We start from the raw sequence: 12,205 nt of genomic DNA, 5'->3' as shown, positions 1-12,205 counted from the left end.
CTCTGCACATCAATGGCTCAGTCTTTTGATGAGGTCACTTCCCAATACAAAAACTGGAGAAAATCTCCCCCAGCAAATCATCGCTGCTGAACTCGCCGGTAATTGAGCATAAATCCAGATGTGCCAAGCGCAGTTCTTCGGCAAACAGGTCCAGCACTTGATCGCTGTGCGTAGCGTGCTCTGCGGCCAGGCCCAGGTGGTATTCTGCGCGCTCCAAGGCGCGCAGGTGTCGTTCCCGCGCCAGCCAGGGGGATTCACTGCCGGGGTTCCAGCCGGCGATATCCAGCAAGGTGCGGCGCAGTGTGTCCAGACCTATATCCTTACGGGCAGAAATCGGTAGCACGGTGGCGCCGCTTTCCTGTGCAGGCAAGGCTGCCTGTTGTTCTGCTGTCAGCAAGTCTATCTTGTTATAGACGCGCAGCACGGGTACATGTGATGGCAGGCGAGTGGTAATGGCACTGTCCAGCTCGTCTTGCGGGTTGCGAGCATCGAGCAGGTGCACGATCACGTTGGCTTTGGCGATTTCGTCCCAGGTACGGGCGATACCGATGCGCTCGACGGTGTCCTCGGTGTCACGCAAACCGGCGGTATCCACAATGTGTAGCGGGATGCCGTCAATGTGGATCAGCTGCATGACACGGTCGCGGGTGGTGCCGGCAATATCGGTCACGATAGCCACGTCCTCACCGGCCAGTGCGTTGAGCAGGCTGGATTTGCCCACATTGGGCTGACCGGCCAGTACAACGTGCAGGCCCTCGCGCAGAATCGCCCCCTGACGCGAATGCTGCAGGATGCGTTCCAGCTCGTCCTGTATGCCTTGCAGGGTGGCCGCCGCCTGGTATTTTTCCAGGAAGTCGATTTCTTCTTCGGGAAAGTCCAGCGTGGCTTCCACCAGCATGCGCAGGTGAATGATGCGGTCAGCCAGGGCGTTGACCTTATTGGAAAACACGCCCGACAGGGAGGCGACGGCACTGCGGGCAGCGGCCTCCGAGGAGGCGTCAATCAAGTCGGCCACGGCCTCGGCCTGAGCCAGGTCCAGTCTGTCATTCAAGAAGGCGCGTTGGGTGAATTCTCCCGGTTCAGCCAGTCGCAGGCCCTGATCTTTACCTGCTTCCAGGCAGCGATCCAGCAGGCGGCGCAGAACAGCCGGGCCGCCGTGGCCTTGCAGTTCCAGCACATCTTCGCCGGTATAGGAGTGCGGGCCTTTAAAGAACAGTGCAATGCCCTCGTCGATTGCCTCGCCTTGTGCATCCTTGAAGGGCAAAAAGTGGGCATGACGCGCTTGCAGCGTACGGCCAAACAGGGTGTGGATCAGAGCATCAAGCTCTTTGCCGGACACACGGATGACACCAATACCACCCCGGCCGGGGGCGGTGGCAATAGCCACAATAGGGGAAGAGCTGGACATGGTCAGATCGATCAAAGAGGCGGAACAGAACCGTATTGTAATGGAGCAGGTAGACGGTTCGGGCTTGGGGCGCTAAGCCTTGTTGGTATCTGAAACGCTTGTGTTTATGTCCCTGTGGCCTAGGCTCTTGAGAATCAGGCAATCAGGCAATCAGGCAATCAGGCAATCAGGCAATCAGGCAATCAGGCAATCAGGCAATCAGGCAATCAGGCAATCAGGCAATCAGGCAATCAGCCAATCAGGCAATCAGGCAATCAGGCAATCAGGCAATCAGGCAATCAGGCAATCAGGCAATCGGTTGTGTGGGAGAACCTAAAAAGGGCCAGGGCAAACAAAAGGCCTTTGGACGTGTCATCAAAGCGACTGAGGCCAGCCGTCTGCGCTTCTTTGAGCCTAGTGATTGTTCACACAAACCACCAGAATCTCCACGCTTTCCCCGTGTTCGCACAGATACAGGTGACCCAGATTGCTTTTGAAGTAGATGCTGTCGCGCGCTTGCAGTACATGCCGGCGGCCGTCCTGGAACTGCATGGTCAACTGCCCTTCAATGACAAAAATAAATTCTTCGCCTTCGTGTTGGCTGAAGTCGCTGGCATCGCGCGGTTTACCGGCCAGCACGCGCCCGTGCATGGGCGTCATTTTTTTGTTGATCCATTCCGATGCCAGCATGCCGTATTCATAGCGGTGAGCATGGTAGGTTACGGTGCGTGAAGCCCGTCCCACCAGGATGTCCATGCCGGACTCGTTCTGATCACGAGGCGTCTTGAACAGGTCGGACAAATCCATTTTCAAGGCCCGGCTGACGGCCAGGAATTTCTCGTAGCTCAGGCCAATCAGGCCGCGCTCTGCCTTGGACAGGGTGGACAAAGACACATTGGATAAACGTGCCAACATGAGCAGGGTCAGGCCCTGACGCTTGCGTTCATCACGTATGCGCGCCCCCATGGCTGTCTTGCTTAATAAGTTGGGGGTGGTGTTAACCAAGTCTTTTGTCATAACCGAAAGAAGTAATAAACAACATTCTTATAAATATTATTGATTTTCTTATAAGAAAACTCTGTCCTATTGTATAGAACTACACGCTTTACGTTGGGAGAAAGAAGGCATGACTGCGTTGTTTGATCCTACTGCTTATCCCTCTACCTCGGTGGAATGGATAAAAAAACTGATTGCTTATGATACGACAAGCCGGGAATCCAACCTGGAACTGATTCACGACGTACAGGCCTATTTACAGCAGCAAGGGCTGGAAACCGTGCTGACGCATGACGCCAGCGGCCGCAAGGCCAATCTGTTTGCCACTATTCCGGCAGCCGATGGCACACGTACCGGTGGCATTGTTCTGTCGGGCCACACTGATGTGGTGCCCGTAGATGGCCAGAACTGGAGCAGCGACCCCTTCAAGGCTGAGGTTCGTGACGATCGTCTGTATGGCCGTGGCACGTGCGACATGAAAGGCTTTGTCGGTGTGACCCTGCAATTGGTTCCTGAGATGTTGGCAACCAGGCTGGCCAAACCCATCCACCTGGCCTATTCATACGACGAAGAAGTGGGTTGTGTGGGTGCGCCTGTCATGATTGATGATCTGGTCCGTCGCGGCGTTCAGCCCGAAGGTTGCGTGGTGGGCGAACCCACCAGCATGCGTACCATCGTGGCACATAAGGGCATTAACGCCTATCGCTGCCGCGTACATGGTCATGCCGCACATTCCTCGCTGACCCCTAAGGGCGTAAACGCGATCGAACATGCGGCACGCATCATCACGGCTATTCGTGATCTGGCCGACGACTACAAGAGCATGGGCCCTTACGACCACGATTTCGACGTGCCCTTCACCACCTTGCAGACCAGCATGATCCGGGGCGGTATCGCCTTGAATACTGTTCCTGACCTATGCGAATTCGAGTTTGAATACCGCAATCTGCCCGGTGTGGACCCCGAGCCGATCTTGCAGGAAATCCGTGAATTCATCGATCTGAAAGTCCTGCCCGCCATGCGCCGTGAGCATCCCGATGCTGTGGTGGAGCTGGAAAAGCTGGCTAGCGCCCCCGGCCTGAATCCCGAAGAACAAGCTGCCATTACCAAGCTGGTACGTGAACTGACGCGGGACGACACGGTACGAAAAGTGGCCTATGGCACAGAAGCAGGTCTGTTTCAGCAAGCCGGTATTCCTTCGATTATTTGTGGCCCCGGCAATATCGAGCAGGCCCACCGCCCTGATGAATACGTGGAGTTGGCCCAGGTGGAGCAGTGCGAGCAGTTCTTGCGTGCTCTGATTCGCAGCCAGGCCGTGACCGCTTAAAAACAGACAAACAGGTTTCAACGCAAACCCATGACAACAGAAAAAGTTACCCAGGAAAATGTGGTGCAGGCGCACGAGCGTCTGCGTCCCTATGTGCGCCAGACGCCCGTGTTTGATTACCTGACCGGGCGTCTGGATAGCGCCGTCAATTTCAAGTTCGAGCATTTGCAGGCCTCGGGCACCTTCAAGGCACGTGGTGCTTTCAACAACTTGTTGAGCTTGTCTGAAGAGGCTCGCCAGCGAGGGGTGACCTGCGTGTCGGCCGGCAACCACGCCGTGGCCGTGGCCTATGCTGCCCATCAAATGGGGGTGAAAGCCAAGACTGTCATGATCAAGACGGCCAGCCCGGCACGGGTAGCCTTGTGCCGTGAATATGGGGCTGAGATTGTCTTTGCTGATAACGGCGAGCAGGCGTTTGAGCTGGTGCGCCAGATTGAAAAGGATGAACAGAAAACCTTTATCCATCCGTTCAGCACCTACCCCACCGTGCTGGGAACCGCCACGCTGGGCTACGAGTGGTTGCAGCAAGCGGGCAAGCTGGATGCGGTGCTGGTGCCCATTGGTGGTGGTGGTTTGGCTGCGGGTGTCTCGGCTGCCGTTAAGCTGTGGCAGCCTGATTGCGTGGTCTATGGCATTGAGCCGGTAGGCGCAAACGTCATGGCACTAAGCCGCCAGGCAGGCGAGCCGCAAAAAATCGGTGCCATGCAGTCCATCGCAGACAGTCTGATGGCCCCCCATACCGACGAGTTCAGCTTCCGCGTGTGTCAGGACAATATCGACACGCTGGTGACCGTCAACGACGACCAGATCCGTGCTGGCATGCACTTCCTGTTCAATGAATTCAAGATGGCTACGGAACCAGCGTGCGCGGTGGCGACCGCTGCCTTGATGTCCCCTTTGCGCAAACATCTGGCCGGGCAACGAGTGGGCGTGTTGTTTTGTGGTTCCAACACGGATACCGACACCTTTATCCGCCATATCACTACGCCACTGGCGCAAGGCTAACCATGCAGCTTAGCGTTTATGTAGCAAAGGCCCAGGAAGTGTATGAAGGGCTGGATATGGGGGCGGCGATTGATCTGATGCGCCAGGGTTTTATTGCCCTGCAGCAAGGGCGTATTGACCAGCCCTTGCGTACGATTGTGCGCAGCCATTTGTCCAGCGGTTTTCTGGGCATGATGCCTGCCTGCATTGATATGCCGGAGATTTATCCCGAGCCTTTGTACGGTGCCAAGATGGGCACCCTGTTTCCAGACAATGTGCGCTTGGGTAAAGACCCCCATCAAGGCTGCGTGCTCTTGATGAGCGGTTTGACTGGCGAGACGCGTGCCATTCTGGATGCCAGCAGCGTGACGGCATTGCGCACTGCGGCGGTCAGTGGCTTGGCCACCGATATGTTGGCGCGTCCCGATGCCAGCGTGCTGACCTTGTTTGGCGGCGGACATCAAGCCTTGTGGCAATTGCGCGCCGTGGCGCAAGTGCGTCGTTTGAGCAAGGTGTTTGTGCTTACCCGCTCTGCACAATCGGCCCAGCATTTTATTGAGGAAGCTCAGGCGTATCTGGATTGCCCCTTGATAGCGGGCGTCTCGGCCCAGGAAGCCGTGTCCCAGTCGGATATGGTACTGACGGCCACCAGCTCTGCCACACCTGTCTTGCAGCGTGAATGGCTGCGCCCTGGCACGCACATCACCGCCATGGGTTCCAGTACGCCCGCCAGCAGTGAACTGGATGGCCCCACCATGACGGCAGGCCGTTTGTTTGTGGATCGAGCGCAATCGACTCGCAATGAGTCGGGCGAATTTTTGAATGCGTGTAAACAGGGTTACTTGTCAGCCGATACTGAGCTGAACGAGTTGGGGGCGGTACTGGAGGGGCAAGCCGCAGGCCGCAATGACAACCAAGAAATCACGATTTTTAAATCCTTGGGATTGGCATTTGAGGATGTATTGACGGCGGCTGCCTTGTTAAGCCGTCATGCCGCACAAGGCAATGGACGAGTAGTAGAACTTTAATCGCGTCATCAAGAGGTAGGGAGACAAGTAATGAAAAAGAAATGGGCGCAGGTCGTGTTGGGAACGGCCTTGGCATTGGCAGCAGGTATGTCTGTTGCCAGCAAATTGCCGGACACCATACGCTTGGTCGTGGGCTATCCGGCGGGGGGAACTGCGGATGCCGTTGCGCGGGTATATGCCGAGCAACTGCGTGAAAAGCTGGGTGTGAATGTGGTGGTGGATAACCGCGCTGGCGCAGGTGGGCAGGTTGCTGCCCAAGGTTTTTTGCGCTCGCCTACGGATGGTTCGGTGCTGTTGGTTGCCAATAATCACATGATGACCACCCTGCCCCTGACGGTGAAAACCGTCAGCTACGACCCCATGAAGGATTTTGCGCCGGTGGCGGTGATCGCCAAGTTCGAGCATATCTTTGTGGTCGGTAAAACCACGCCGGCCCATACCTTGCAGGAGTACGTGGAACTGGTCCGTAAAGAACCGGAGAAGTACGGCCATTACGGTATTCCCGCTCCTGGCAGCGCCCCCCAGTTCATGGGCTACAGCATTGCCAAGAAGAACGATATCCAGATGTCCCCCGTACCGTACAAAGGGGGCGCACCCCTGATCAACGACCTGTTGGGTGACCATATCCCTGCTGGCGTGGATGCGGTGGGCATGATTACCGAGCATGTCGCCGCCGGTTCGGTGCGGGTGCTGGGAATTACCGGGGCTGAACGCCTGCCTATTTTGAAGGACGTGCCTACTTTTGCAGAAATGGGCTATGGCGATCTGAAGGCCTCGGGCTGGATGGGGATTTTTGCACCGCTGGGCATGGAGCCGGAGATGGTCAAACAGTTCCAGGATGCCTTCAATGAAGTGGCCAAGCTGCCACGTATTGAAAGCGCGATTGTGCCGATTGGCTTCCGACCTGAATCGGGCGATGCGCAGGAGTTGGCCCGTACGGTTCAGGCGGACCTGGATACCTGGGGGCCCATCATCAAGGAGTCGGGGTATTTGCAGCAGTAAGGCATAAAACGGCCAAAAACATGCCGTCATTACACCCCAACGCTTGGTTTTTTATTCAAGCGCTGGGGTGTTTTTCATGATGGCGACGGTAAGTTGTCCAGGCCCATGAGGCTAACGCTGTCGCTGGAGAGAATGCATGGCTTGAGCGCCCTGCTCAGGGTGCCAGCAAAGGCTGTAAGGCTTGGTAAATGTCTTGAGTCAGATCCTTGCCGGGGAACATATTGGCATGGACGATCAGGCCTTCCAGGCAAATGAAAACCAGCAAAGCTTGCTGGTGGGCCTTGTCACCAAAAGGCTCCTGCAAAATCGCTTCTATCAGTGCCAAGATAGCTAGCTTGTGCTCTTGTGCAATCGCGCAAGGCTGAGGGTTCACCGCCCCGAATTCTTCCGATGCCTTGATGAACATACAGCCATGGAAATCCGGTGACTGGAACCAGCTTTGATGCCACTGGAACAGCGCCTGAATCTTGTCCTGATAGCGTTCATGCGGCTCCAGATACTGCAGCAAGTCTTCCATAAAATTGCGGTGTCGCAACTCCAGCGTCTCTTTGATCAAGCCATCTTTGGTGCCAAATTGCTTGTAGACCGTCATGCGGGCTACATCGGATTCGGAAATGATGCGTTCAATTCCGACATTGCCGTAGCCGTACTGGCTGAAAAGGCGCAGGGCCGTTTCCAAAATCGTATCGCGCTTCGTGTTTTTCATCATCGTTGACTCAAGAAGGTAGCCTGGGAAAGTTTGACAGCCTCCAGCAGAATGATTATTGTACACGTCGGTAGATAGACCGATCGGTCTATTTTGTTTCGGAGCTTCGGATGCGCTTTCTATTTTCTCGAATTCAAGGGGGCGGTGTACTGCCGCCTCGGCCACAAAGCAAGCAGGTTTTGCTCAGTTTTCTGGGAGGAACTATAGGCATCATGGTGATTGCCTATTTGACGCAGCAGTTTGGCTTGCCCTTGATGATGGCGCCCTTCGGAGCGACCTGTGCTCTGCTGTTCGCAGCACCCGACTCACCCTTGGCGCAGCCACGCAGCGTGATCGGTGGACATTTCATTGCCAGCCTGGTGGGTGTGGTGATTGCCAAGTATGTGGGTGCCGGTCCTGTCGAGATGGGACTGGCGGTGGGCTTGGCTATTGCCTTGATGCATGCCAGCCGTACCTTGCATGCCCCGGCTGGTGCTGATCCGCTGGTTATCTTGCTGGCCGGTGAGGTCTCGTGGTCTTACTTGTTTGTGCCCTCTTTGCTGGGCTCTATCGTGTTGGTGGCGATCGCTGTGGTGATCAACAACGTGGGGCACGAGAAAGCCTGGCCCAAGTATTGGTATTGATAGGCTTGTCTCATGCCGACCACGACTGGTTTTAAGGCTTCCATTCGGGAGCCGACAGATGGATGCCCACAGACATTTGTCGAGCAGGCTGTTGAGCTTATTTCACCGGCGTACACAACTCCACCACAATGCGCTCCGGCGTCTGCACATAAGACACCACCTGTCCCCAAGGCTTGTCCTGCGGCGGCGCCAGTTCTGTGCCCCCTTCTGCCAGCGCCTTGGCATGAGCGGCAGGTACATCATCGCAGACCAGGGCAACTTCGATACCCAGCGGTACTTCTGACGCGTGCGGTGACAAATGGCCTTTTGGGTAGTTCATGTAGGCCAGCATTTCGCCCGCAAAGGCCAAGGTGGTTTGGCCGGTTTCCAGCTCGCCGTACAGCCCGGTTTCATGCAGCATTTTGGTAGGCAAATCAAACGCACGGTTGAAGTAGTCCAGTGCCTGGCCGACATCGGGAACGTAGATGATGGTATAGCCAAATTTCATAGTGGGGCTCGGTAGGAAAACGCAGGGCCAGTGCAAAAAAAATCGGCCCCCCGATTGTAGAGGGGGAGCCGATTCTTGGATGGCTTAAACAGCCCGATCAGGGTTTAAAGCTGACCGCGTTTTGTCAGTTCTGCTTTTACACCAGCACCGTAGGCAGGGTCTGCCTTGGTGAAGTGGCCCAGCTGACGCTCGATGATTTCCTTGGGAACACCGGCCATGGCGTCGGCAATATTGCTGAACAGACGCTGCTTTTCCTCGTCGTTGAACAGGCGGAACAGATTGCCGGGCTGTGAGTAGTAATCATCATCTACGCGGTGATCCCAGTGATCTGCCGGCTGACCGTCCAACGCCAGAGGCGGTTCGCTGCGGGGAGCCTGTTGCCATTGACCTTGGCTGTTGGGTTCGTAGTTGATCGTGCCGCCGTTATTGTCGCCTGTACGCATGGCACCATCACGGTGGTAGCTGTGGAACGGACAACGCGGTGCGTTCACCGGCAGCAGGCCGTGGTTCACGCCCAGACGGTAGCGCTGAGTGTCGCCGTAGGAAAAGATACGGCCTTGCAGCATGCGGTCGGGCGAGTGGCCAATACCGGGCACCAGGTTGGCAGGTGTAAAGGCGGCTTGTTCAACTTGGGCGAAGTAGTTGGTGGGGTTCTCGTTCAGTTCCAGCATGCCCACATCGATCAGCGGGAAGTCGCCATGTGGCCAGACCTTGGTCACGTCAAAGGGGTTGATGTGGTAGGTGCGCGCCTGCTCTTCGGTCATGATCTGAATGCGCAGCGCCCAGCGTGGAAAATTGCCCTTTTCAATGTTCTCGTACAGATCGCGCTGCGAGCTTTCGCGGTCCTGACCCACGACTTTGGCCGCTTCTTCGTTGGTGTAGTTGGCAATGCCTTGCTGGGATTTGAAGTGGAATTTCACCCAGTGGCGCTCGCCCTTGTCGTTGATCAGGCTGTAAGTGTGCGAACCGAAACCATGCTGTTGACGAAGGTTACAGGGCAAGCCGCGGTCGCTCATCAAGATGGTGACCTGGTGCAGGGACTCGGGCGATAAGGACCAGAAATCCCAGGCGGCGCTCATATTGCGCAGGTGGCTGCGCGGGTCGCGTTTCTGTGTGTGGATGAAGTCGGGGAACTTCAGTGGATCCCGTATAAAGAAGACAGGAGTGTTATTGCCCACGAGGTCCCAGTTTCCGTCTTCGGTATAGAACTTGATGGCAAATCCTCGAACGTCGCGTTCTGCATCGGCGGCTCCTGCTTCACCAGCTACGGTGGAAAAACGTAAGAAAACGGGGGTCTGGCTACCTGGTTTAAAGACCTTGGCCATGCTGTACTGACTGATGTCGTGCGTGACGGTAAACGTGCCGAAAGCGCCCGAACCTTTGGCGTGTACGACACGCTCGGGGATGCGTTCACGGTCAAAGTGAGCCAGCTTCTCCAGCAGCCAATAATCCTGCATCAGGACGGGACCACGAGGGCCGGCTGTCATGGAGTTCTGGTTCTCCTCCACAGGGCGGCCAGCGGCAGTCGTCAGGGTTTTGTTGCTCATTGTGATTCTCCGTTGAAGCTGACCCGAACCGAGTGGGGCGGGTCGTTTTAAGAAGTTAGGATCAGTCTACGTGCCTTGTTCAAAATAGTTAAATCAAATGATTTTAGCGATTGAATAGTTTTTTGCTATTGGCAGGGATTCTCATCCCGATCATAGCGGTAAGTGCAGGACTTATGCATGAAACTTGTGCGACAGGATATGGCAGCAAGATCGGGCCAATTCTATAAGGCCAGAACACGAGCTGTGTTGAATCAGTGTTGGGGCGTTTTATTGGCCTGGCTGTCTGGCTAGGGCGATGCCTGAGTCTGATAAATGACAGCCGTGTTCAGTGCTACGTTTGAACATTGTTTACTTGCTCTGCTTCATGTCATCTGGCTGGCAGCAGGCATAAAAAAAACCCCGCTAAAAATATAGCGGGGTTTTTTGTCTCAGAGCGAATTAGCTGTTGGCCGCTTTCGCGCTTTTCTTTTCGATCTGCACCATGATGTAGCGCTGCTGGGCGATGGACAGGATGTTGTTCACGCACCAGTACAGAACCAGACCGGCGGGGAAGAAGAACATCATGCCACCAAAGACCAGAGGCATCAGCATCATGACTTTGGCTTGCATTGGATCAGGCGGCGTGGGGTTCAGCTTGATCTGCAGGAACATGGTCCCCATCATGATGGCGGGCAGAATCATCCATGGGTCGCGTGCGGCCAAGTCATGAATCCACAGAATCCAGGGGGCGCCGCGCATCTCGACACTGCCCAGCAGCACCCAGTACAGGGCGATAAACACAGGGATCTGAACCAGCATGGGCAAACAACCACCCAGCGGGTTGATCTTCTCGGTGCGGTACATCTCCATCATGGCGGCGTTCAGCTTGGCCTTGTCGTCACCGAACTTCTCGCGCAGGGCTTGCATGCGTGGAGCAAATTGCTTCATCTTGGCCATGGAGCGGTAGCTGGCAGCCGACAGCGGGAAGAACACCAGCTTGATCAGCACCGTCAGCGCCACGATGGCCCAGCCCCAGTTACCCAGCAAGGAATGCAGCCAGGTCAGCAGCTTGAACAAAGGCTTGGAAATAATGGTCAACCAGCCGTAGTCCACAACCAGATCCAGACCGGTAGCCAATTGCGACATGGCTTTCTGGTCTTGAGGGCCTACCCACAGGGCGGCGTCCACTGCCTTGCTTTGGCCGGCAGCGATCGAACCGACCGACTCCAGCGTGCGCACGGCGTACAGATTGTTGCCCAGCTTCAGGATTTCATTGGTGCGCTGCAGGTCCTGGGCAGGAACCCAGGCCGTTGCAAAGTAATGTTGCACCATGCCGATCCAGCCGTTATCCACGCTGCGAGCGTAGGTGGCCTTGTTCTTGTCGATGTCCGAGAAAGTGATTTTCTGGAATTTTTCGCCGCTGGAATAGACCACAGGACCGGTAAAGGTGCTGTACAGGCGGGACGAGTCGGGTGGGTTGTTGCCGTCACGGGTCAGTTGCAGGTACAGGCGTGGGTCAATGGCCGAGCCGGTATTGTTCTGGATATCGTGACGAACCTGGATGTCGTAGCGGCCTTTGTGCAGCGTGTAGGTCTTGGTGACTTTCACGTCGTCCGAAGTGGCTTCAAACACCACATCCAAGGTATCGCCCGTCATGTTGTGCTGGCTCGAGACCAGAGTGAACGGGGTCAGGTGGTTGGGCAGATTCTGGCCGGCGGCACCCACAATACCGGACTGGGCCAGGTAGGTGGAGGCGGGCGAGTTATCCAGCAGCACCATGGGCTGCTCGGGGTTCTCGGGCGAACCGTACTTCAACAGTTCAGCCTTGATCAGTTGGGCACCTTCAGTGCTAAAGCCCAGCTTGTAGACGTCTGTTGTGATGTCGATGGTTTGCGCTGTGGCAGACACCGCGCTGTTGCTCGAAGGCAAGGCAGCAGACGCAGTCGGCTCTTGAGCAGCGGGAACACCACCGTTTGCGGCAGGTTCGTCGGAGGCTGCTGGCGCTTGTGTGGTGGCTGGGGTGGAAGCGAACAGCGATGGCTTGCCGTTATATTCCTGCCAGTTGTTCCACAGCAGCAGCAGTGCAAAGGAGAAGATCATCCATAGGATGGTGCGTCGGATATCCATAGCGCCTGTATC

11 protein-coding genes are annotated in these 12,205 nt (G+C 56.1%); 5 read left to right on the top strand and 6 right to left on the bottom strand.

The window, feature by feature from the left end; genetic code table 11:
- Positions 1 to 34: 34 nt before the first annotated feature.
- Both mnmE and LNA76_RS17460 read right to left on the bottom strand, forming a co-directional pair.
- Positions 35 to 1,408, bottom strand: a complete 1,374-nt coding sequence (gene mnmE, locus LNA76_RS17465) for a tRNA uridine-5-carboxymethylaminomethyl(34) synthesis GTPase MnmE (protein WP_230019547.1) — start codon at positions 1,406 to 1,408, stop codon at positions 35 to 37.
- 393 nt (positions 1,409 to 1,801) lie between these two features.
- A complete protein-coding gene (locus LNA76_RS17460) occupies positions 1,802 to 2,392 on the bottom strand; it encodes a helix-turn-helix domain-containing protein (RefSeq protein WP_230019546.1) in 591 nt (196 codons plus the stop codon).
- 121 nt (positions 2,393 to 2,513) lie between these two features.
- Here LNA76_RS17460 and argE point away from each other — a divergent pair, with 121 nt between their 5' ends.
- Genes argE through LNA76_RS17440 form a run of 4 tightly spaced genes read left to right on the top strand, consistent with a single transcriptional unit; the run spans position 2,514 to position 6,724 of the window.
- Complete coding sequence (gene argE, locus LNA76_RS17455; RefSeq protein WP_094198210.1) at positions 2,514 to 3,710, top strand: acetylornithine deacetylase; 1,197 nt, start codon at positions 2,514 to 2,516, stop codon at positions 3,708 to 3,710.
- A 30-nt stretch (positions 3,711 to 3,740) separates the two neighbouring features.
- Positions 3,741 to 4,715, top strand: a complete 975-nt coding sequence (locus tag LNA76_RS17450) for a threonine ammonia-lyase (RefSeq protein WP_230019545.1) — start codon at positions 3,741 to 3,743, stop codon at positions 4,713 to 4,715.
- Positions 4,716 to 4,717: 2 nt separating this feature from the next.
- Complete coding sequence (locus LNA76_RS17445) at positions 4,718 to 5,722, top strand: ornithine cyclodeaminase family protein (protein ID WP_230019544.1); 1,005 nt, start codon at positions 4,718 to 4,720, stop codon at positions 5,720 to 5,722.
- Between the two features lie 30 nt (positions 5,723 to 5,752).
- Positions 5,753 to 6,724: a tripartite tricarboxylate transporter substrate-binding protein gene (locus LNA76_RS17440; RefSeq protein ID WP_094198213.1), complete on the top strand. Its 972-nt coding sequence runs from the start codon at positions 5,753 to 5,755 to the stop codon at positions 6,722 to 6,724.
- 154 nt (positions 6,725 to 6,878) lie between these two features.
- Here LNA76_RS17440 and LNA76_RS17435 read toward each other — a convergent pair whose 3' ends face one another.
- The gene (locus tag LNA76_RS17435; protein WP_108726993.1) at positions 6,879 to 7,433 is read right to left on the bottom strand and encodes a TetR/AcrR family transcriptional regulator; all 555 of its coding nucleotides are present in this window, start codon (positions 7,431 to 7,433) and stop codon (positions 6,879 to 6,881) included.
- A gap of 107 nt (positions 7,434 to 7,540) precedes the next feature.
- On the opposite strand from LNA76_RS17435, the gene LNA76_RS17430 reads away from it, so the two are divergent.
- Positions 7,541 to 8,053 (top strand): HPP family protein, encoded by a 513-nt coding sequence (locus LNA76_RS17430; protein ID WP_108726994.1) that lies wholly within the window; start codon positions 7,541 to 7,543, stop codon positions 8,051 to 8,053.
- A 97-nt stretch (positions 8,054 to 8,150) separates the two neighbouring features.
- Here LNA76_RS17430 and LNA76_RS17425 read toward each other — a convergent pair whose 3' ends face one another.
- From LNA76_RS17425 to yidC, 3 genes are all read right to left on the bottom strand, one after another.
- On the bottom strand, positions 8,151 to 8,540 hold the full coding sequence (locus LNA76_RS17425) for a VOC family protein (RefSeq protein WP_121739998.1): 390 nt from the start codon (positions 8,538 to 8,540) through the stop codon (positions 8,151 to 8,153).
- 104 nt (positions 8,541 to 8,644) lie between these two features.
- Positions 8,645 to 10,087, bottom strand: a complete 1,443-nt coding sequence (locus LNA76_RS17420) for a catalase (protein WP_094198218.1) — start codon at positions 10,085 to 10,087, stop codon at positions 8,645 to 8,647.
- Positions 10,088 to 10,525: 438 nt separating this feature from the next.
- A complete protein-coding gene (yidC, locus tag LNA76_RS17415; protein WP_094198219.1) occupies positions 10,526 to 12,193 on the bottom strand; it encodes a membrane protein insertase YidC in 1,668 nt (555 codons plus the stop codon).
- Positions 12,194 to 12,205: the final 12 nt, after the last annotated feature.

Origin of the sequence: Alcaligenes sp. MMA (genome assembly GCF_020907215.1) — a bacterium.
Taxonomy (GTDB): Bacteria; Pseudomonadota; Gammaproteobacteria; order Burkholderiales; family Burkholderiaceae_B; genus Alcaligenes; species Alcaligenes aquatilis.
This window is presented reverse-complemented; position numbering and strand designations above follow the sequence as displayed.

Excerpts from the sequence above, each read along its gene's own strand:
- mnmE (WP_230019547.1), bottom strand. The coding sequence starts at position 1,408 with ATGTCCAGCTCTTCCCCTATTGTGGCTATTGCCACCGCCCCCGGCCGG.
- argE (WP_094198210.1), top strand. The coding sequence starts at position 2,514 with ATGACTGCGTTGTTTGATCCTACTGCTTATCCCTCTACCTCGGTGGAA.
- LNA76_RS17450 (WP_230019545.1), top strand. The coding sequence starts at position 3,741 with ATGACAACAGAAAAAGTTACCCAGGAAAATGTGGTGCAGGCGCACGAG.
- LNA76_RS17445 (WP_230019544.1), top strand. The coding sequence starts at position 4,718 with ATGCAGCTTAGCGTTTATGTAGCAAAGGCCCAGGAAGTGTATGAAGGG.
- LNA76_RS17440 (WP_094198213.1), top strand. The coding sequence starts at position 5,753 with ATGAAAAAGAAATGGGCGCAGGTCGTGTTGGGAACGGCCTTGGCATTG.
- LNA76_RS17435 (WP_108726993.1), bottom strand. The coding sequence starts at position 7,433 with ATGATGAAAAACACGAAGCGCGATACGATTTTGGAAACGGCCCTGCGC.
- LNA76_RS17430 (WP_108726994.1), top strand. The coding sequence starts at position 7,541 with ATGCGCTTTCTATTTTCTCGAATTCAAGGGGGCGGTGTACTGCCGCCT.
- LNA76_RS17425 (WP_121739998.1), bottom strand. The coding sequence starts at position 8,540 with ATGAAATTTGGCTATACCATCATCTACGTTCCCGATGTCGGCCAGGCA.
- LNA76_RS17420 (WP_094198218.1), bottom strand. The coding sequence starts at position 10,087 with ATGAGCAACAAAACCCTGACGACTGCCGCTGGCCGCCCTGTGGAGGAG.
- yidC (WP_094198219.1), bottom strand. The coding sequence starts at position 12,193 with ATGGATATCCGACGCACCATCCTATGGATGATCTTCTCCTTTGCACTG.